Origin of the sequence: Pseudoalteromonas sp. GABNS16E (assembly GCF_028598715.1) — a bacterium.
GTDB lineage: Bacteria > Pseudomonadota > Gammaproteobacteria > Enterobacterales > Alteromonadaceae > Pseudoalteromonas > Pseudoalteromonas atlantica.
The window spans coordinates 16,484-35,802 of the sequence record NZ_JAQREZ010000006.1; the positions used below are offsets into that span (position 1 = coordinate 16,484).

The window sequence follows — 19,319 nt, forward strand, 5'->3', positions numbered from 1 at the left end:
AAGTCGGTGAACTCAGGTTTTATAAATCGTTTAGTCGGAACCAGTATTGTGGTGATCGCAGCAATTGTGTTTATTCCTAATATACTCGATGGCGAAAAGGTCCACTACAAAGAGGGCTTTAAAGCTATCCCTGAACGCTCTGAGTTTAAAACTATTGACCTTCAAGAGTCTATAGATGAAAAAGTAGCGCAGGCTGAGCCTTTAAAACAAGAGCAAATTGAAGACATAGCTGCCGATGACGATGTGCTGACAAGCAAACAAAGCCAATACGCAGCTGAGCCTGAAATAGTCGAAGCAAGCATAGAGCCTCAAACTGCGCAAAAGCCTATAGCTAAAGCGCCAGAGCCGGTAAAAGCAAAACCTATTGCACCACGTAAAAGTGAAGAAAACCTCACTGATATGGCCTATGTAATTCAGCTAGGTAGTTTTTCCCATGCCGCCAATGTTAAGGCCTTACAAGCTAAGCTTAAAGCGAAAGGTTTTAAAACGTTTACAAAACCAATTAAAACGCCAAACGGTACATTGACTAAAGTGTTTGTTGGGCCCTCGCTTGATAAGGGGGAGCTGACCAAAAAGTTACCCGAGCTTAAAACGCTTACCAAGTTAAACGGCAAAGTCACTCAATACAGCGTCTCTAATTGATTTTAAAAGGCCTTACTATAGTAAGGCTTTTTTTGTTTTTAAGGGCTAAAAATAGCCGTTAAAGTGATAAGTTTTTGTACGTGCTAGTTGCTGGTTATCTCCCGCTTTAACTTGCATATTAACGAGGTTTGGGTATAGAATGCGCCCCAAAATAGCGACTAATTGGTTAATATGATCTGGGTTGATTACGCCATTCTTGGCATCATTGCACTGTCTACCATCATCGGTTTAATACGCGGCTTTGTTAAAGAAGCTATGTCATTAGCAGTATGGGCTTGCGCATTTATCATCTCTAGTTTGTTTTACCAATATTTAGCTTCCTTCCTAACAAGTATTTCTGAACCCCTTTTAAGAAATGCGGCGGCCATTGCCATACTCTTCTTTGCGACGCTACTGTTAGGCGGTTTACTAAACTACATTTTAGGTGAGCTTGTACAACGTACTGGTTTATCTGGCACCGATCGTGTCTTCGGCATTGTTTTTGGTGCGTTACGAGGCGTGTTGGTCGTGAGCGCGTTACTCTTCTTTCTTGATGCTTTTACTGGTGCACCAAACACGCACTGGTGGGGCAATTCTATTTTGATTCCAGAATTTGGCTTTGTTGTTGAATGGTTCTTTTCGTACCTAGAAAACAACTCGAGCTTTTTAAATTCAGTAAACCGTTAATCGGCGAGGATAAATTACATGTGTGGTATCGTTGGGATAGTCGGAACATCTCCTGTTAATCAGGCGATTTATGATGGCTTAACTGTTTTGCAGCACCGAGGTCAAGATGCCGCGGGCATCATTACCATTGAAAACAATACGTTTAGCTTACGCAAAGCAAATGGCCTAGTAAAGGATGTGTTTCACACCCGCCATATGAAACGACTACAAGGCACAATTGGTATTGGCCACGTACGTTACCCTACTGCAGGCTCGTCAAGTTCATCTGAAGCGCAGCCGTTTTATGTTAATTCACCATTCGGTATTGCGCTTGCGCACAATGGTAATTTAACCAATGCTGAAACTCTAAAGCAGCAACTGTTCTCAGAAGCGCGTCGTCACGTTAATACAACGTCTGACTCAGAAATACTACTTAATATCATGGCACATGAGCTAAGTAAGTCTGACAAATTACATTTAGACGCTGAAGACATCTTCACTGCAGTAACCGAAGTAAACAACAAAGTAACCGGTGGCTACGCCGCTATTGCGATGATTATTGGCCACGGTGTTTTAGCATTTCGTGACCCTAATGGTATCCGTCCTTTGGTATTTGGTAAGCGTGAAACCCCTAAAGGCACTGAGTACATGTTTGCCTCAGAAAGCGTAGCATTAAAGCCAGACGGCTTTGAATTTGTGCGTGACGTTGCACCAGGTGAAGCGATTTACGTAACTGAAGATGGCCAATTTCATTCACAAAGCTGTGCTGAAAAAGCTTCTTATGCGCCGTGTATTTTTGAGTTTGTTTATTTTGCTCGCCCAGATTCAACCATCGATCGTATGTCGGTTTACGCAACGCGTGTAAATATGGGTACTAAACTGGGTGAAAAAATTGCGCGTGAGTGGAGCGATAAAGACATTGATGTTGTTATCCCAATTCCTGAAACATCATGCGATGTGGCGTTAGAAATTGCCCGCATGCTTGATTTACCTTACCGCCAAGGCTTTGTTAAAAACCGTTATATTGGTCGTACATTTATCATGCCTGGCCAAGAAATGCGTAAAAAGTCAGTGCGTCAAAAGCTAAATGCGATTGACCGTGAGTTTAAAGGTAAAAACGTTTTACTGGTTGATGATTCAATTGTACGCGGTACAACCTCGGCACAAATTGTAGAAATGGCCCGTGAAGCCGGAGCAAAAAATGTGTATTTTGCCTCAGCAGCACCAGAAATTCGTTTTCCTAATGTGTATGGTATTGATATGCCATCTGCCGCAGAGCTTATTGCGCATGGGCGCGAAGTTGAAGACATTAACCAAAGCATCAGTGCTGATGGCTTAATTTTTCAATCGCTAAACGATTTAATTGCCGCTGTAAGCCAAGAAAACCCAGAAATTACTAAGTTTGAAACCTCTGTATTTGATGGGCAATACATTACCGGTGATATCGATCAAGATTACTTAAACCATATTGATCAATTGCGTAACGACTCGGCTAAAAGTAACCGCGAAAACGCCATGTCATCAGGCCTTGAAATACACAATCAAGATGCCAACGAAGCTGATTAATGTGTGATTAAACATAATCAGACATAAAAAAGGAGCTAATTAGCTCCTTTTTTGCGAAGGAAAGAAAGGGAACACTTCATATCAAACAACGTGGTTGATTAGGTAAACATTGGACTCACAATGCCGTTAGTCCAAAGTATTGCGGTTACAGCTAAAATTATTACCAATAAAATTAGCCCGCAGGTAACAACAGAGCTGGCATAAATAAAGCCGCGCTCTTGTGGAATATGCATTAGTATTGGCACGCCTGTATAAAGCAAGTACACCGAGTAGGCTAGGGCAATCATGCCTACGCAAACAACAAACCACAGCTCAGGTAAAAAAGCGGCTAAGGCCGACATAAACACGGGTGTGGCAGTATAAGCGGCAAGCTCTAGCGTTTGTGTAAAGGTAGGTTTAGCACCAAATGTAACGGCCATCCAATGGGCTAAATAGGCCAGTGCAAACACACCGGCTATTAACGCACCATACATAGCCACGGCAATTAGCAGTGCGCTTTCATGTGTTAAAAATACTGGGTTGCCCGCACCAATACTCCAGCCTAAATACACCGATGAGTAATACCCCATAATCGATGGAAATAATGCAATAAGTAAAATATGCGACAGGCTATAAGTCAGGCTTTCGTGGCGGTTATCTATTGTTTGCCATTCTTCGAGTGGGTGGGCATAAATGCCCCACAGGTGGTTCAGTATCATAGCGGTACTCCATAAAAGGAACGTATTACTGTTGGTTATAATTTAGTTTTAGTTAGTTTGTTTTTTATACAGTATCTATATTTATGGTTTAGTTCATATACAAAGTCAAGTTAACTGCTTATTAACATTTTAAAGAGGTTGTTTTAGCTCGTTTTATTCTTCGTTATTTTTCGTGTTAAAATGGCTTTTTATTATTTGAAGTAACGAGCAGCCCTGTGCCACATAGCGAACTTTTAGCCCCTATTAATAATTTTTTATTGTGTGAAACCCCAAATGAATGGGTTATTGAGGCAGTAAAAAAAGAAAATTTATCGGTTATTTTAATCGATCACTTAATTTGTGAGTTAAAAGCAGCGCAAAGTGCAATGTTTTTAATTCGTAAGTACGCGGTAGATAAAGACAGCAGCGATGCATTACTTGAATGGCTAAAGCCCTTTGAAACACTTATTTATAAACGCGAAGGTAATTGGCGTGATTTAGCGGCTAAAAATAAACTTACAAAATCTATTATCCCAAAGTCTAACTCACCTTACGGGCAAGATTTAATAGATAAAATGGTGATGCTAATAAAAGAAGAATTACATCACTTTTACCAAGTGCTCGAAATAATGGACGAGTATGGAGTAGAGTACCGCAGTATTACACCGTGTCGTTACGCTAAAGGGATGCTACGTAACGTTAAAACGTTTGAGCCTAATGCATTAGTCGATAAACTAATTGTAGGTGCTTATATTGAGGCTCGCTCATGTGAGCGTTTTGCTGCACTTGCTCCACATGTTGATAAACGCTTAGGCGATTTTTATATTTCATTGCTTCGCTCTGAGGCGCGCCATTATCAAGATTACTTAACACTGGCACAAGAAATTGCTGATTTTGATATTACTGAGCGAGTCGACTTTTTTGGTAAAATTGAGGCTGATTTGATCACTAGCCCTGATGAAGACTTTAAATTTCACAGTGGCGCTCCTGCACTAGTTACTAATTAAAGCAGTGTTATTTAGCTCTTCAAGCACACCGGTTAGTTAGGTGTGCTACTTCTTTCTATAAAGTCTATGAGCTCAAGCGCCGTGCTTTGAGAAAAGCCATGTTTTACTAATAGCTCTTTTGCGGTGCCATTGTATAAAATAGTAGAAAAGCCTTGTTCAAGCGCGTCTCTTTTTTGTTTTGCATCAGGGTCAGACTTTGGAAACATAACATGCAGTTGATGATGCTCTAAATCGGGCGAAATATATTCAACTTGTGGCGCGCCGGGTTCATTAAGCTTTTCGGTGTTTTTTAACCAGTATTCACCCACTTCTTTAGTGCCTGCTACTAAGTCTATTCGTCCTTTTTGAAGCATATATAAACTGTTAATTAACCCGCGAGTTGAGGTTACTGCCAGGCCATTACTTTCAGAAAAAACTTCACTTACTGCGTAGCCAACGCCTTTACAAATACTGTATGGCTGTAAAGAGTCCATACTGCCGTCATAGTTTATTTGTCTGTCTTTGAGCTTAAATAGTCCAACGTATACGTTAGCAAGTGGGCGCGAATAATAAAAAAGATCAGTACGCGACTTTGTATAAAAAGCGCCTAAAATTGCATCTTTTTTATTTATTTTGGTAAGCTCCAGCGCTCTGTTCCAGCTGGTAAACTCTATGTCGTTATTAATATTTTGATTAGCTAAGGCCGCTTTAGTTAAGGCAGTAACCCAGCCGTTATCAATTAAGCGCTCACCAATATAGGGTGGGGAGTTTTCGGCGACAAGCTGCCAATTTTCTGAGGCGTACCCTTTGGAAAAAATGCAACAAAGCACCAAACAATAAATAGCTTTATACATATATCCTTATCCTATTACCAAAAAGTACTTAAATAATAGTCAGGATTTGAGATTATGCGAAGGGCGTATTAATGAGTTTTTGACCTTGTGGAGTAACCACTAAATATGAGCCTTGAGTATACCAATCACCAAGCACAGTGCGTGTTAGTGTTTGCTTACCTACAGTGTAAGTGTGTACGTTAGGGCGGTGGGTGTGGCCGTGTATCATGTTGCTTACATTATACTTGGCAAACATCGCTAGTACGGCGTCATCTACTACGTCTAAAATTTCTATGGGTTTGTCGGCTTGGCTTAATTTGCTTTTTTCTCTGGCATTGCGAGCAATTTTTTTTCTGTACCATAGTGGCATTGCTAACATTAATTTAGGCCACCACCAACCGCGACTTTTTTTACGAAACTTTTGATACTCAATATCTTGAGTACACATTTCATCACCGTGCAAAATAACAGTGGGAGTGCCATATAAATCTATAACCGTTTGCTCGTTTAGCAATACCATACCTGCGCGTTTAGCGTATTGCTCACGCATAATAAAATCGCGATTACCGTGTATAAAGTACACTGGTGTACCGCCATCTTTAACGGCTTTTAAATGCTTTGCAACCTCACTAGCCAATTCTGTTACGTAGTCATCCCCAACCCATACTTCAAAAAAATCACCTAAAATATACAGTGCATCTACGGGCTTACCAATAATGTGTGTATTTATAAAGCGATAAAAAGCCTCGCTAATATCTGGGCGGTTTTCACTTAGGTGTAAGTCTGCAATAAAGTAGGTTTGAGAAGTCATAGAGGCATCTAGTTAGGTTAAATAAAAGCGGGCGCATACATAATGTACCATGCCCGCTTAATTACTCAGTGTATGAGTAAACGTTTAGCTTACAGTAACGTTTTCGATGATTACATTTTCAAGCGGTACGTCTTGGTGAAAACCAGCGCTGCCTGTTGCTACACCTTTAATTTTATTTACTACGTCCATGCCTTCAACTACTTCAGCAAATACACAGTAACCCCAGCCTTGCGAAGTTTCGCTGCTGTGGTTTAAAAAGTCGTTGTCGTTAACGTTAATAAAAAATTGGGCTGTTGCTGAATGTGGATCAGGTGTACGCGCCATTGCTAATGTACCTACTTTATTAGATAGGCCATTATTTGCTTCGTTTTGAATTGGGTCGTTAACGTCTTTTTGTTCCATACCAGGTACAAATCCACCGCCTTGCACCATAAAGCCGTCAATTACGCGGTGAAAAATAGTGCCGTTGTAAAAACCTGAGTTTGCGTACTCTAAAAAGTTTTTAACTGTGTTTGGAGCTTCTTGCTCAAACATTTTAATGGTGATGTCACCAAAGTTAGTGTGTAGAACAACCATGTGGTTTCCTATATCTGGTTTAATTAGTCGCGCTATTTTATCTTAGTTAACTAAGATAAACAAAGTGCTTGTTCAATATATCCAAAGCTGCCCAAGGTATATACTTGTGCGTTTTACAGGGGGTTAATGTCGTGGCGGTATTTTGCCGTTGTGGTATTTTCTCTCAATATATAACCATGCACAGAGCAAGAGCCTGTTAAGCAATAAACAGAGTGGTTTAAAACTGATTTTTACAGTGTTATTAATTTTAACAACAGAACCTCTATTACACACAATCAAGACCTCGCCAAAATTGGTTTTAATTCCAACTTAAACACGCGCATTGAGGTGGTTTGGGTATAAAAAGCGCTAGAGCGGGGGCTTTTCAAGTGTTAACATAGCCAACTCAGCAAACAGTCAAGGACTAAAAGTAAATGGTACAAATATACAACACACTCACGCGACAAAAAGAGCAGTTTAAACCTATGGTCGAAGGCAAAATCGACATGTATGTGTGTGGTATCACCATTTATGATTTTTGTCATATCGGTCATGCGCGTACATTTGTCGGGTTTGATGTTATTGTCCGCTACCTTCGCCACCTTGGTTACGACTTAAAATACGTACGTAATATTACCGACGTAGATGATAAAATAATTAAACGCGCAAACGAAAATGGCGAGTCAATTAATGACCTAACTTTGCGTATGACCCAAGCCATGCACGAAGACTTTGATAGCCTAAACATGCTGCGCCCAGATATTGAACCTACGGTTACAAACCATATGGATGAAATTATCGAAATGGTTGAGCGCTTAATTGCAAAGGGCCATGCATACGTAGCAAACGACGGCGACGTGCTTTTTGATGTTTCTACGTTTGAGCAGTACGGCGCACTATCGCAGCAAGATTTAAGTATGCTCCAAGCAGGCTCTCGCGTAGAGGTTGCACAAGATAAAGACGATCCGCTTGATTTTGTATTGTGGAAAAAAGCAAAAGCAGGCGAGCCTTCTTGGTCATCTCCGTGGGGAGAAGGGCGTCCGGGTTGGCATATAGAATGTTCAGCAATGAGCTCAAAGCATTTAGGCGAGCATTTTGATATTCACGGTGGCGGCTCTGATTTACAGTTTCCGCATCACGAAAACGAAATTGCGCAATCATGCTGTGCAAACAATGGCAAGTATGTAAATACGTGGATCCATACAGGCATGGTACAAGTAAATAAAGAAAAAATGTCTAAATCATTAGACAACTTTTTTACTGTGCGTGAGGTATTAAAAACATATGACGCTGAATCAGTTCGTTACTTTTTAATCTCTGGGCATTACCGTAGCCAGCTAAATTACTCGCAAGAGAATTTAGATCAAGCACGTTCATCGCTTGAACGTATTTACACAGCACTTCGTGGTGTTGAGCCAATAACGTGCGATATTGAAAACAATGAGTACGTGGCTAAATTTAGAAAAGCCATGAATGATGACTTTAATACACCAGAGGCGTTACCGGTTTTATTTGAACTGGCTAAAGAGCTAAACCGTGTTAAAGACACCGATACACAGCAAGCAGGGCAATTAGCATTTGTGCTACGCAGCATAGGCGAAGTGCTTGGTGTTGCCCAGCAAGCACCTGAATCGTTTTTGCAAGGCGGGCAAGATGATGATGAAGTGGCCACTATCGAATCGCTGATTGTAAAACGTAATGAAGCGCGCGCAAACAAAGATTGGGCCGCTGCAGATGAAGCACGTGATGCACTTAATGCACTCGGTGTCGTGCTTGAAGACTCAGCAGGTAAAACAACATGGCGTAAAGCGTAAATGCGTTAAAGTAGCTTTTAAACTAAAAAGGGTTGCCAGTTGGCAACCCTTTTTTAATACTAAGGCATTAAATTAACTGTGGTATTTTTCACATGCTTCGAGGGTATTTTCAATTAAACTTGCTACAGTCATTGGGCCAACGCCACCCGGTACAGGAGTAATAAAATCAGCTTTTTGCTCTGCAGTACTGTACTGAACATCGCCCACTAACTTGCCTGTATCTAAACGGTTAATACCTACATCAATCACAATCGCACCTTCTTTTACCCACTCACCAGGTATAAATTCAGGTTTACCTACGGCCACTACTAATAAGTCTGCGCGGCGCACATGGGTTTCTAAGTCTTGTGTAAATTTGTGACATACCGTTGTAGTACAACCGGCAAGTAATAACTCAAGCGACATAGGGCGACCAACAATATTAGAGGCACCAACAACTACCGCATGCATCCCTTTGTAACGCACGCCCGTTGAATCTAATAAGGTAATAATCCCTTTGGGTGTACATGGGCGCAGCGCCGGCATACGTTGCGCTAAGCGGCCAATATTGTAAGGGTGAAAACCGTCTACATCTTTATGTGGTGTAATACGTTCTAAAATCTTTTCAGCATCTAGGCCTTCAGGTAGCGGTAGTTGCACCAAAATACCATCTACTTCGCCATCGTTATTTAGCTCATCAATTAATGCTAGTAGTTCTTCTTCGCTGGTTTGCGCTGGTAAATCAAATGACTTTGAAATAAATCCTACTTCTTCACACGCTTTACGCTTAGAGCCAACGTAAACTTGGCTTGCAGGGTCAAGCCCTACCAGTACTACTGCTAAACCGGGTGCACGTAAACCGTTTGCAACGCGTTCGCTTACGCGCTCAGCCACTGCACTACGTACTTGTTTTGCGATTGCCTTACCATCAATGATGTTTGCCGTCATGGGGGACCTTTAATTGGGGTTAAATAAACTTCGATACTTATATTTTAAAAGCATCTGCATATAAAGAGGGGTGTATGCAAAAAATTAATTTTATTAATGCTTTTTTAATATGCAGGCTATTTTCGCAGAAAAGGCCCGAAGCGCCAAGTTGCTTTTAGGTTATAAACAGGTGTTTTCAAAAAAAGCGTCTAAATTTCAGCTTAGTTTTGCAATATTTAACCATTATGAACTAAAAATGACCGATTGATTTATTTTATGCAAAAAACGTTTGACCTCTCCCTGGCAAATCACTATTATGCACCCCGTTGTCAACGAGGTCACTCGCAGGCAATCGTAAGCATCGGCGATTAGCGCAGTTTGGTAGCGCACTTGGTTTGGGTCCAAGGGGTCGCAGGTTCAAATCCTGCATCGCCGACCACTTCTTTTATTTTTATAATAGAATAGCTTACAGGCAAACTATGAAGTTTTCGATGCGCCCGTAGCTCAGCTGGATAGAGCAACGCCCTTCTAAGGCGTTGGTCGAAGGTTCGAATCCTTCCGGGTGCGCCATTTGAAAACAAAGTAAATACCGTGGTGATTGTAGCTCAGTTGGTAGAGCCCCGGATTGTGATTCCGGTTGTCGTGGGTTCGAGCCCCATCAGTCACCCCAATTTACTTCGAGTATCGGCGATTAGCGCAGTTTGGTAGCGCACTTGGTTTGGGTCCAAGGGGTCGCAGGTTCAAATCCTGCATCGCCGACCACTTTCTCATAAGTGGTCTTAAATTCAACATTTAAGTATTCAACACGATTATCGGCGATTAGCGCAGTTTGGTAGCGCACTTGGTTTGGGTCCAAGGGGTCGCAGGTTCAAATCCTGCATCGCCGACCACTTTCTTAACCTTAAAGAAAGTAAACGAGTAATCACTCAGCAATAACTTCTATTTACTTCCTACTAAAATATCGCTTTAACGTACCAGTTAGTCTGTTTTTTACGCAGTTGGTCTCGATCGTAGCTAAACTAGTCCAAATAATTGCCCCCTACACTCGACTATCATAATTATTAGGTTATAATGCCGCGTCTATTGTTTAACATAGTGCCCGAAGGGCAGAGCAGCAATGGGATCTCATGGTAGTGACGGATGCTTTTTAGTGAAAAATCGCTTTAAAATTTATCAAGACTCATGAAGATTACTTTGTTTGTAAGGAAGGCGAACAGTCGCCAAAATTGAATATTGAGGTAAATCATGCAAGTTTCTGTTGAGACGACTCAAGGCCTTGAGCGCCGTCTGACCATCACCGTTCCTGCAGAGAACGTTGAGACCGAAGTAAAAAAACGCTTACAACAACTGTCAAAAACGCAGCGTATCGATGGCTTCCGTGCTGGTAAAGTACCAGTTTCAGTAATTAACAAGCGTTTTGGACCTGCGGTTCGTCAAGAAGTAGCTGGCGAAGTAATGCAGCGTAACTACATTGAAGCAATTGTTGCTGAAAAAATTAACCCTGCTGGCGCACCATCATTTGCACCTAAATCACTTGAAGCAGGTAAAGATTTAGAGTTTACAGCAACGTTTGAAGTATACCCTGAAGTTGAAGTTCAAGGTTTAGACAAAATTGCAGTAGAAAAACCAGCAGTAACAGTAACTGACGAAGACTTAGCAAACATGCTAGAAACACTTCGTAAGCAACACGCTTCTTGGGCTGATGTTGACGCAGCTGCTGGCGAAAACGACCGTGTAACAGTTGATTTCGTAGGTACTATCGACGGTGAAGAGTTTGAAGGCGGCAAAGCTGAAGACTTCCCACTTGAGCTTGGCCAAGGTCGTATGATCCCAGGTTTTGAAGACAACATCGTTGGTAAAAAAGCAGGCGAAGAAGTAGTTGCTGATGTAACTTTCCCTGAAGATTACCACGCTGAAAACCTGAAAGGTAAAGCGGCTCAATTCACTATCACAGTGAAAAAAGTTGAAGCACAAGAGCTACCTGAATTAAGCGAAGAGTTTGCAACTAAGTTCGGTGTTACCGAAGGCGGCGTAGACGCGCTTAAAGAAGAAGTTAAAAAGAACATGACACGTGAGTTAGACCAAGCGGTTAAAGCTAACGTGAAAGACCAAGCGATTAAAGGTCTTTTAGAAAACAACGAAATCGAAGTGCCTAAAGCACTTATTGATCAAGAAGTTGACGCACTACGTCAGCAAGCAGCTCAACGTTTTGGTGGCGATGCTAAAAACATGCCTGAGCTTCCAGCTGAATTGTTCCACGAGCAAGCTGTAACTCGCGTTAAAACTGGCCTATTACTAGGTGAAGTGATCAAAGCAAACGATATCAAAGTTGATGATGAAAAAGTTGAAGCATTAATTGCTACAGTTGCATCTGCTTATGAAGATCCAACTGAAGTAGTAGAATACTACAAAGCAAATGATCAACTTATGCAGCAAATGCGTAATGTTGCAATGGAAGAGCAAGCTGTTGAAGCTATTTTAGCTAAAGCAAACGTGTCTGACGTTGAAAAAGCATTTGATGACATCATGAATCCTCAGCAAGGTGCTTAATAAGTCATTGACTTAAGCGCTCGCTAACGATTAAATGGCTCGTGTTACTCTGTTTATGCAGTGTGCCCGGGCCATTTTAGTTTGTGCCCCATAATTTGCGAAAAATGATAACTATGCTTCCTTTAGTAAGAAAAAGCATAAGCGCATAAGGAATTAAAAAAGTATGAACACTGGTATGACAGATCCCCTAAATGCATTAGTCCCTATGGTTGTTGAACAAACAGCTAAAGGTGAGCGCTCGTATGACATTTATTCGCGTCTATTAAAAGAGCGAATTATCTTTTTAACGGGCCAAGTTGAAGACAACATGGCAAACCTAATTTTAGCGCAAATGCTATTTTTAGAATCAGAGAACCCTGAAAAAGATATCTTTTTATATATTAATTCACCAGGTGGTTCGGTAACCGCTGGTATGGCAATTTACGATACAATGAACTTCATCAAACCAGATGTAAGTACAATTTGTGTTGGCCAAGCGGCAAGCATGGGCGCATTTTTGCTTACTGCTGGCGCTAAAGGTAAGCGTTTTTGTTTACCAAACTCACGTGTAATGATTCACCAACCGTTAGGTGGTTTCCAAGGTCAAGCATCTGACTTTGAAATACACGCTAAAGAAATTCTGTCTATTAAAGACAAACTTAACCGCTTAATGGCAGAGCATACAGGCCAGCCATTAGATGTTATTTCACGCGATACTGACCGTGATAACTTTATGAGTGCATCACAAGCTGTAGATTACGGCCTGGTTGACTCAGTGTTTACAAGTCGCGAAAGCAAGTAAGCGTGTAGGCAAGCAAATAATTGCTTGCCACTTTGAGTTACTATGCGAAAACCAGTAAATTTTGGTATAGTTAAAAGCGAATTTGAAATAGTTGCCAACCTTATTTGGCAGCCAACGTATAAAAGAGGTAGCTGAATGTCTGACACTCCTACAGACGGCGACAAAAGTAATAAATTGTTATACTGCTCTTTTTGTGGCAAAAGCCAACACGAAGTGCGTAAATTAATTGCAGGTCCTTCAGTATACATTTGTGATGAATGTGTAGAGCTGTGTAACGATATTATCAGGGAAGAAATCAAAGACATTGCTCCTAAGCATAATTCGTCTGATAAACTACCTGTGCCAAAAGAAATTCGTAATCACTTAGATGACTACGTAATTGGTCAAGACCATGCTAAAAAAGTATTGTCTGTAGCGGTATACAATCACTACAAGCGCCTACGCAACCAATCTACAAAGCAAGAAGTAGAACTAGGTAAAAGTAACATTTTGCTTATTGGCCCTACAGGTAGTGGTAAAACATTACTGGCAGAAACACTTGCGCGTTTACTTGATGTACCGTTTACTATGGCAGATGCAACTACACTAACCGAAGCCGGTTATGTAGGTGAAGATGTAGAAAACATCATTCAAAAACTGCTACAAAAATGTGACTACGACGTAGAAAAAGCGCAACGTGGTATTGTTTACATTGATGAAATTGACAAAATTTCACGTAAATCAGATAACCCATCTATTACACGCGACGTGTCGGGTGAGGGCGTACAACAAGCGCTGCTTAAACTAATTGAAGGCACGGTTGCCTCAGTACCACCACAAGGTGGTCGTAAGCACCCGCAGCAAGAGTTTTTACAGGTTGATACCTCTAAGATTTTATTTATCTGTGGTGGTGCCTTTGCAGGCCTAGATAAAGTAATCGAACAGCGTAGCCATAAAAATACCGGAATTGGCTTTGGTGTTAACGTTAAAGAGTCAGCGTCGAGCCGCTCTTTAAGCGAAACATTTAAAGACGTAGAGCCAGAAGATTTAGTTAAGTACGGCTTAATTCCTGAGTTTATTGGTCGTTTACCTGTTGTTGCTACATTAACTGAGCTTGATGAAGCGGCACTTGTACAAATATTAAGTGAACCTAAAAACGCCATTACTAAACAGTTCTCTGTATTGTTTGGTATGGAAGACGTTGAATTAGAGTTCCGTGATGATGCACTAAGCGCTATTGCTCACAAAGCAATGGAGCGTAAAACAGGTGCTCGCGGACTTCGCTCAATTGTTGAAGGCGTACTCCTTGATACTATGTATGAGCTGCCATCAATGGATGATGTAAGCAAAGTGGTTATAGATGAAACCGTGATTAAAGGTGAATCTGACCCAATCTTGATTTATGAAAACAATAATCAAGATAAAGCTGCATCAGAGTAGTTTTTAAGCTATTTGTATAAAAAAGGAGCCTTAGGCTCCTTTTTTTATAATTAATTTGAACGAGTTGGGGAAAATTGTTGAACTTTAATTAGATTATCCCCATATACTTGAGTAATCTTTTAAATAAATGAAGTGCGAAGAGAAACTATAATGACGCTTGAGAGAACCGATCGAGTCGAAATCCCAGTGTTAGCACTGCGCGATGTTGTGGTATATCCGCATATGGTGATCCCGCTTTTTGTAGGCCGTGAAAAATCAATAAAATGCCTCGAAGCGGCAATGGATAAAGACAAACAAATTTTCTTGGTTGCACAAAAAGATGCAACTGTAGACGAACCTGAGCAAGACGATATTTACCGTATCGGTACTATTGCTACTGTACTTCAGTTATTAAAGTTACCAGACGGTACAGTTAAAGTTTTAGTTGAAGGTACGCAGCGCGCACAAATTGAAGAATTTGTAGATAACGATGAGTTTTTTGTAGCGAATGCTCAGTTCATCGAATCTGATTCAGTGGATGAGCAAGAGCAAGATATTTTCATCCGCAGCGCTGTTAGCCAGTTTGAAGGCTATGTAAAACTTAATAAAAAAATTCCACCTGAGGTATTAACCTCTGTTTCAGGCATTGATGAGCCAGCACGCCTTGCCGATACAATGGCAGCGCATATGCCATTAAAAGTGCCTGAAAAACAAAAAGTGTTAGAAATTTCAAGCGTTACAGAGCGCTTAGAATACTTAATGGCACTGATGGAAGGTGAAATAGACTTATTGCAAGTTGAGAAAAAAATTCGTACCCGCGTGAAAAAGCAGATGGAAAAGTCTCAGCGCGAGTACTACCTCAACGAGCAAATGAAAGCCATTCAAAAAGAACTTGGTGAGCTTGATGATGTACCTGACGAATTTGAAGCGCTTAAAAAGCGTATTGAAGAATCAGGTATGCCAGAAGAAGCGAAAGAAAAAGCATCAGCTGAGCTTAATAAGCTTAAAATGATGTCGCCAATGTCTGCAGAGGCCACTGTAGTGCGTTCATACATTGATACGTTAATTAACGTACCATGGAAAAAACGCTCTAAAGTGAAAAAAGACTTAGCAGGCGCGCAAAAAATTCTTGATAGCGATCACCACGGCTTAGATAAAGTTAAAGAACGCATAATTGAATACCTCGCGGTGCAACAACGTACTAATAAGCTTAAAGGGCCTATTTTATGTTTAGTAGGACCACCGGGTGTAGGTAAAACGTCACTAGGGCAGTCTATTGCACGCTCTACGGGTCGTAAATATGTTCGTATGGCGTTAGGTGGTGTACGTGACGAAGCTGAAATTCGTGGCCATCGTCGTACTTACATTGGCTCTATGCCAGGTAAGCTGATTCAAAACATGACAAAAGTGGGCGTTAAAAACCCATTATTCTTGTTAGATGAAATCGACAAAATGTCATCTGATATGCGCGGCGACCCAGCATCAGCATTATTAGAGGTGCTCGATCCGGAGCAAAACAGCCACTTTGCTGATCACTACTTAGAAGTTGATTACGATTTATCGGATGTAATGTTTGTAGCAACATCAAACAGCTTTAATATCCCTGGTCCACTATTGGACAGAATGGAAGTTATTCGCTTATCGGGTTACACCGAAGATGAAAAGCTAAACATTGCAAAAGAGCACTTAATTACTAAGCAAGTTAAACGCAATGGTTTAAAACCTTCTGAGCTAGTAATAGAAGACAGTGCAATTATTGGCATTATTCGTTACTACACGCGTGAAGCGGGCGTACGTAATTTAGAGCGCGAAGTATCTAAACTCTGTCGTAAAGCCGTTAAAAATATCTTACTTGATAAAGAGACTAAAACAGTCACTATCAATCAAGATAACCTAGAAGAGTTTTTAGGTGTACAGCGCTACGACTACGGTAAAGCTGAAGACGGCGATCGCATTGGTCAGGTAACAGGCTTGGCGTGGACCGAAGTAGGCGGCGATTTACTGACCATTGAATGTGCGGCTGTGCCAGGTAAAGGCAAATTAAGCTACACAGGCTCACTGGGCGATGTAATGCAAGAGTCGATACAAGCGGCCATGACGGTGGTTCGTAATCGTGCTGATACGTTCCGTATTAATAACGATTTTTACGAAAAACGCGACATTCATGTGCATGTACCAGAGGGTGCGACCCCTAAAGATGGCCCAAGTGCCGGTGCAGCAATGGTAACGGGTTTAGTATCGAGTTTAACAGGTAACCCCGTTAAAGCCGATGTAGCAATGACAGGTGAAATAACACTGCGCGGTGAAGTACTGCCTATTGGTGGTTTAAAAGAGAAACTACTTGCTGCACACCGTGGTGGAATTAAAACAGTCATCATTCCTAAAATTAACGAACGTGACTTAAAAGAGATCCCAGATAACGTACTGGCAGGCTTAGATGTTCACCCAGTTACGTGGATTGATGAAGTATTAAAGTTAGCTTTAGTGCATCCTGTTGAGAGTTTTTCAGTCGAAACACCGAAAAACCAATAAAAAACCCAAAAAAAGTGCTTTAAAGGGCTTTTCAAATCTAATCGGTATGATAAGTTAAGCACTGGTTTTCGAGCCTAGCCCTTATGGGGCCTAGGCTTAAGAAAAATATAATCATGTGAGCATTAAAAGTTTGCTCTAAAATTTTCAAAAAAGTGATGTTAGTTTAAAAAACAATCGCTCTTGATAATAACAATGAAAGAGGATGATATTGTGAATAAATCTCAATTAATCGATCAAATCGCAGCTGACGCTGACATTTCTAAAGCGGCTGCAGGTCGTGCACTAGATTCATTCATCGAGTCTGTATCTGGAGCGCTTAAAGATGGCGATTCAGTTGCACTTGTAGGTTTTGGTACTTTCTCAGTACGCGAGCGTGCTGCTCGTTCAGGCCGTAACCCACAAACTGGTGAAACTATCCAAATCGCTGCGGCAAATATTCCTTCTTTCAAAGCCGGTAAAGCGCTGAAAGACGCAGTAAACTAATCACTGTTTAAATACAGATTAGTTATGGCGAGTGTATATAAGCTTAATTATTCTAATCGATGAATTAAGTAACTTCACCGCCAGTTACTTCAAGTGAAAAAGCGTATCTGGTAAGATACGCTTTTTTTACATATGACAAGGTAAAATACCTTGATCAATAAGAGATAAACAAATGCTTGAGAAAATCAGAGAGGGCTCACAGGGTCCTGTAGCCAAAATAATTTTAGGCGCGGTGATTTTATCTTTTGCCTTAGCAGGGATCGGTAGTTACTTAGGTCAAACCCCAGAACAACCCGTTGCTGAAGTAAATGGAATTAAAATTAGCCAAACCGAATTTAATCGTGCTTATCAAAACGAACGTAGCCGTTTAGAGCAACAATTTGGCGAATACTTTGCACAAATCAGTGCAGATCCAAATTACATGGCGCAAATTCGTCAAGGTGTAATTGACCGCTTAGTACAACAAGAATTGCAATCACAATTAGCGGCAGATTTAGGCCTTCGCGTAAGCGACGACAGCGTACGTAAAACAATTTTAGAACTACCGTACTTTCAAATTGGTGAAAAATTTAATAACGACCGTTACCTACAAGTAATTCGTCAAATGAACTTTCAACCAGATGCTTTTCGTGAGTACTTACGTAAAGATATGACACGCAGCCAATTAGTGTCTGCGGTTGCTGGTACTGAGTTTGCACTTGAAAACGAGCTTAAACGCGCTGCAGCCCTGCAGCAGCAAACGCGTAGCATAGACTACCTTGTTTTAAGCAAAGAAGCGTTACAAGCAAACGTAGACGTATCTGAGCAAGAAATTGCTGATTACTACGAGCTAAACGCATCACAATTTTTATCGCCAGAGCGTGTATCGGTTGATTACATTGAGCTCAAAGCACAAGATATCACCGTAGAGTCGGTAACAGAAGACGACGTAAAAGCGTATTATGAGCAAAATAAAGCACAATACATCGAGCCTGAAAAACGCCGTGTATCACACATTTTAATTGATAACAGCGAAGATGATGATGCCGCGTTTGAAAAAGCCAACGCATTACATGAGCAGTTAGAACAAGGTGCTGATTTTGCACAGCTTGCAGAGTCATCATCTGATGATGTTGTGAGTGGCGAAATGGGCGGCGACCTAGAGTGGATTGAGCGCGATGTAATGGACCCTGCTTTTGAAGATGCTGCATTTGCGCTTCAAAACAAAGGTGATATTTCAGAGGTTGTAGCATCAGAGTTTGGTTATCACATTATTAAACTTACTGACTTACAGCCAGAGCAAGTGAAAGCGTATGACGACGTAAAAGCCGACTTACGTGCAGAGCTTGAGCAAACTGAAAAAGTAGATGCGTTTTACGAAAAGCAAACAGAAATGGGTGCCTTAGCATTTGAGATTTCTGACCGTTTAGACGATGTAGCAGAAGTGGCAGACGTTGAAGTTAAAACCACGCCACTTGTTGCACGTAATGCATTGCCAGAGCCACTTAATACACCTGCGGTAATTTCTCAGTTGTTCTCAGTAGAATTACTTGAAGATAAAGTAAACTCAGAAGTGATTGAGCTAGGTGATGAGCACGTTATTGTAGTACGTGTAAATAAATACGAGCCATCTGCAACTAAACCGCTTGCACAAGTGAGTGAGCAAATCAAAACACGTTTAGTTAATGAAAAAGCATCAACACTTGCTAAAGAAAAAGCTCGTGAGTTATTTGCACAAGTTCAAGCAGGTAAAACGCTAAGCGATGTGGCCAGTGAGCAAAACCTAACGGTACGTGAAGAAGCGAGCTTAACGCGTCAAAGCTACACGGTTTCGCCTGCTATTGTAACGCAAGCGTTTAAAATGCCTCGTCCTAATGATGCACCAAGCACAGACGTGGTTGATTTAAACAACGGTGATGCGGCAATTGTTGCACTTAAATCGGTAAGCGATGCGCAAGTAACCGCAAATATCGACCCGCAAGTACAGCAAAACATTACTATGGCGCAAGCTAACAAAAACTACTTAGCGTTTATTGAGTCTTTAAAGGCTAAAGCTGAGCTAAATCTACCCGTGGTAGAGCAAGCAGCAGAATAATCGCGATACATTAAAAAAGGCGCGTTACTTTATAAGTAACGCGCCTTTTTTATAACTTCAATGTGC

The 19,319-nt window shown here is 41.1% G+C and carries 17 protein-coding genes and 5 tRNA genes; 17 read left to right on the forward strand and 5 right to left on the reverse strand.

Translation table 11 applies throughout. The features are described 5' to 3' along the window. The first annotated feature begins 6 nt into the window (after nucleotides 1–6). The 3 genes from PSI06_RS03995 to purF all read left to right on the forward strand — a co-directional run bounded on the left by PSI06_RS03995 (nucleotide 7) and on the right by purF (nucleotide 2,853). Nucleotides 7–642, forward strand: a complete 636-nt coding sequence (locus tag PSI06_RS03995; RefSeq protein WP_273603187.1) for an SPOR domain-containing protein — start codon at nucleotides 7–9, stop codon at nucleotides 640–642. A gap of 171 nt (nucleotides 643–813) precedes the next feature. Further along, nucleotides 814–1,308 (forward strand): CvpA family protein, encoded by a 495-nt coding sequence (locus tag PSI06_RS04000; protein ID WP_004586885.1) that lies wholly within the window; start codon nucleotides 814–816, stop codon nucleotides 1,306–1,308. 18 nt (nucleotides 1,309–1,326) lie between these two features. Continuing rightward, nucleotides 1,327–2,853: an amidophosphoribosyltransferase gene (gene purF, locus PSI06_RS04005; RefSeq protein ID WP_004586886.1), complete on the forward strand. Its 1,527-nt coding sequence runs from the start codon at nucleotides 1,327–1,329 to the stop codon at nucleotides 2,851–2,853. 98 nt (nucleotides 2,854–2,951) lie between these two features. On the opposite strand, the gene PSI06_RS04010 is transcribed toward purF, so the two are convergent. After that, the gene (locus PSI06_RS04010) at nucleotides 2,952–3,551 is read right to left on the reverse strand and encodes a Yip1 family protein (RefSeq protein WP_004586887.1); all 600 of its coding nucleotides are present in this window, start codon (nucleotides 3,549–3,551) and stop codon (nucleotides 2,952–2,954) included. 215 nt (nucleotides 3,552–3,766) lie between these two features. Between PSI06_RS04010 and miaE the strand changes: the two genes are divergently transcribed. Continuing rightward, a complete protein-coding gene (miaE, locus tag PSI06_RS04015) occupies nucleotides 3,767–4,537 on the forward strand; it encodes a tRNA isopentenyl-2-thiomethyl-A-37 hydroxylase MiaE (RefSeq protein ID WP_064386050.1) in 771 nt (256 codons plus the stop codon). A 32-nt stretch (nucleotides 4,538–4,569) separates the two neighbouring features. On the opposite strand, the gene PSI06_RS04020 is transcribed toward miaE, so the two are convergent. The 3 genes from PSI06_RS04020 to PSI06_RS04030 all read right to left on the reverse strand — a co-directional run bounded on the left by PSI06_RS04020 (nucleotide 4,570) and on the right by PSI06_RS04030 (nucleotide 6,736). After that, a complete protein-coding gene (locus PSI06_RS04020; protein WP_004586889.1) occupies nucleotides 4,570–5,370 on the reverse strand; it encodes a substrate-binding periplasmic protein in 801 nt (266 codons plus the stop codon). A gap of 52 nt (nucleotides 5,371–5,422) precedes the next feature. Then, entirely contained in the window at nucleotides 5,423–6,160 is a 738-nt protein-coding gene (locus PSI06_RS04025) for a UDP-2,3-diacylglucosamine diphosphatase (RefSeq protein WP_055253121.1), read from the reverse strand. A gap of 84 nt (nucleotides 6,161–6,244) precedes the next feature. Next, nucleotides 6,245–6,736: a peptidylprolyl isomerase gene (locus PSI06_RS04030; protein WP_024032242.1), complete on the reverse strand. Its 492-nt coding sequence runs from the start codon at nucleotides 6,734–6,736 to the stop codon at nucleotides 6,245–6,247. Nucleotides 6,737–6,884: 148 nt separating this feature from the next. Between PSI06_RS04030 and PSI06_RS21645 the strand changes: the two genes are divergently transcribed. Next, entirely contained in the window at nucleotides 6,885–7,049 is a 165-nt protein-coding gene (locus tag PSI06_RS21645; RefSeq protein ID WP_353848405.1) for a hypothetical protein, read from the forward strand. Between the two features lie 100 nt (nucleotides 7,050–7,149). Continuing rightward, a complete protein-coding gene (gene cysS / locus PSI06_RS04035) occupies nucleotides 7,150–8,529 on the forward strand; it encodes a cysteine--tRNA ligase (protein WP_256851488.1) in 1,380 nt (459 codons plus the stop codon). A 72-nt stretch (nucleotides 8,530–8,601) separates the two neighbouring features. On the opposite strand, the gene folD is transcribed toward cysS, so the two are convergent. Beyond that, complete coding sequence (gene folD, locus PSI06_RS04040; RefSeq protein ID WP_273603188.1) at nucleotides 8,602–9,456, reverse strand: bifunctional methylenetetrahydrofolate dehydrogenase/methenyltetrahydrofolate cyclohydrolase FolD; 855 nt, start codon at nucleotides 9,454–9,456, stop codon at nucleotides 8,602–8,604. Between the two features lie 341 nt (nucleotides 9,457–9,797). Here folD and PSI06_RS04045 point away from each other — a divergent pair. The 11 genes from PSI06_RS04045 to PSI06_RS04095 all read left to right on the forward strand — a co-directional run bounded on the left by PSI06_RS04045 (nucleotide 9,798) and on the right by PSI06_RS04095 (nucleotide 19,253). After that, nucleotides 9,798–9,874, forward strand: a tRNA-Pro gene (locus PSI06_RS04045). A gap of 54 nt (nucleotides 9,875–9,928) precedes the next feature. Next, a tRNA-Arg gene (locus PSI06_RS04050) sits at nucleotides 9,929–10,005 on the forward strand. 24 nt (nucleotides 10,006–10,029) lie between these two features. Beyond that, a tRNA-His gene (locus PSI06_RS04055) sits at nucleotides 10,030–10,105 on the forward strand. A 15-nt stretch (nucleotides 10,106–10,120) separates the two neighbouring features. After that, nucleotides 10,121–10,197, forward strand: a tRNA-Pro gene (locus tag PSI06_RS04060). A 51-nt stretch (nucleotides 10,198–10,248) separates the two neighbouring features. After that, nucleotides 10,249–10,325, forward strand: a tRNA-Pro gene (locus PSI06_RS04065). Nucleotides 10,326–10,680: 355 nt separating this feature from the next. Continuing rightward, nucleotides 10,681–11,985, forward strand: a complete 1,305-nt coding sequence (gene tig / locus PSI06_RS04070; RefSeq protein ID WP_004586894.1) for a trigger factor — start codon at nucleotides 10,681–10,683, stop codon at nucleotides 11,983–11,985. 163 nt (nucleotides 11,986–12,148) lie between these two features. After that, on the forward strand, nucleotides 12,149–12,766 hold the full coding sequence (gene clpP, locus PSI06_RS04075; RefSeq protein ID WP_055253119.1) for an ATP-dependent Clp endopeptidase proteolytic subunit ClpP: 618 nt from the start codon (nucleotides 12,149–12,151) through the stop codon (nucleotides 12,764–12,766). A gap of 135 nt (nucleotides 12,767–12,901) precedes the next feature. Beyond that, complete coding sequence (gene clpX / locus PSI06_RS04080) at nucleotides 12,902–14,185, forward strand: ATP-dependent protease ATP-binding subunit ClpX (protein ID WP_004586896.1); 1,284 nt, start codon at nucleotides 12,902–12,904, stop codon at nucleotides 14,183–14,185. 150 nt (nucleotides 14,186–14,335) lie between these two features. Continuing rightward, entirely contained in the window at nucleotides 14,336–16,696 is a 2,361-nt protein-coding gene (gene lon / locus PSI06_RS04085; protein WP_004586897.1) for an endopeptidase La, read from the forward strand. 183 nt (nucleotides 16,697–16,879) lie between these two features. Next, nucleotides 16,880–17,179 (forward strand): HU family DNA-binding protein, encoded by a 300-nt coding sequence (locus PSI06_RS04090; RefSeq protein WP_286247754.1) that lies wholly within the window; start codon nucleotides 16,880–16,882, stop codon nucleotides 17,177–17,179. A gap of 172 nt (nucleotides 17,180–17,351) precedes the next feature. Then, nucleotides 17,352–19,253: a SurA N-terminal domain-containing protein gene (locus tag PSI06_RS04095; protein ID WP_273603189.1), complete on the forward strand. Its 1,902-nt coding sequence runs from the start codon at nucleotides 17,352–17,354 to the stop codon at nucleotides 19,251–19,253. Nucleotides 19,254–19,319 lie beyond the last annotated feature (66 nt).

Coding starts and splice junctions, on each gene's coding strand:
- lon (WP_004586897.1), top strand. CDS start 14,336: ATGACGCTTGAGAGAACCGATCGAGTCGAAATCCCAGTGTTAGCACTG.
- PSI06_RS04095 (WP_273603189.1), top strand. CDS start 17,352: ATGCTTGAGAAAATCAGAGAGGGCTCACAGGGTCCTGTAGCCAAAATA.
- cysS (WP_256851488.1), top strand. CDS start 7,150: ATGGTACAAATATACAACACACTCACGCGACAAAAAGAGCAGTTTAAA.
- PSI06_RS04025 (WP_055253121.1), bottom strand. CDS start 6,160: ATGACTTCTCAAACCTACTTTATTGCAGACTTACACCTAAGTGAAAAC.
- folD (WP_273603188.1), bottom strand. CDS start 9,456: ATGACGGCAAACATCATTGATGGTAAGGCAATCGCAAAACAAGTACGT.
- clpP (WP_055253119.1), top strand. CDS start 12,149: ATGAACACTGGTATGACAGATCCCCTAAATGCATTAGTCCCTATGGTT.
- PSI06_RS04000 (WP_004586885.1), top strand. CDS start 814: ATGATCTGGGTTGATTACGCCATTCTTGGCATCATTGCACTGTCTACC.
- clpX (WP_004586896.1), top strand. CDS start 12,902: ATGTCTGACACTCCTACAGACGGCGACAAAAGTAATAAATTGTTATAC.
- PSI06_RS04010 (WP_004586887.1), bottom strand. CDS start 3,551: ATGATACTGAACCACCTGTGGGGCATTTATGCCCACCCACTCGAAGAA.
- purF (WP_004586886.1), top strand. CDS start 1,327: ATGTGTGGTATCGTTGGGATAGTCGGAACATCTCCTGTTAATCAGGCG.
- PSI06_RS04030 (WP_024032242.1), bottom strand. CDS start 6,736: ATGGTTGTTCTACACACTAACTTTGGTGACATCACCATTAAAATGTTT.
- tig (WP_004586894.1), top strand. CDS start 10,681: ATGCAAGTTTCTGTTGAGACGACTCAAGGCCTTGAGCGCCGTCTGACC.
- PSI06_RS04020 (WP_004586889.1), bottom strand. CDS start 5,370: ATGTATAAAGCTATTTATTGTTTGGTGCTTTGTTGCATTTTTTCCAAA.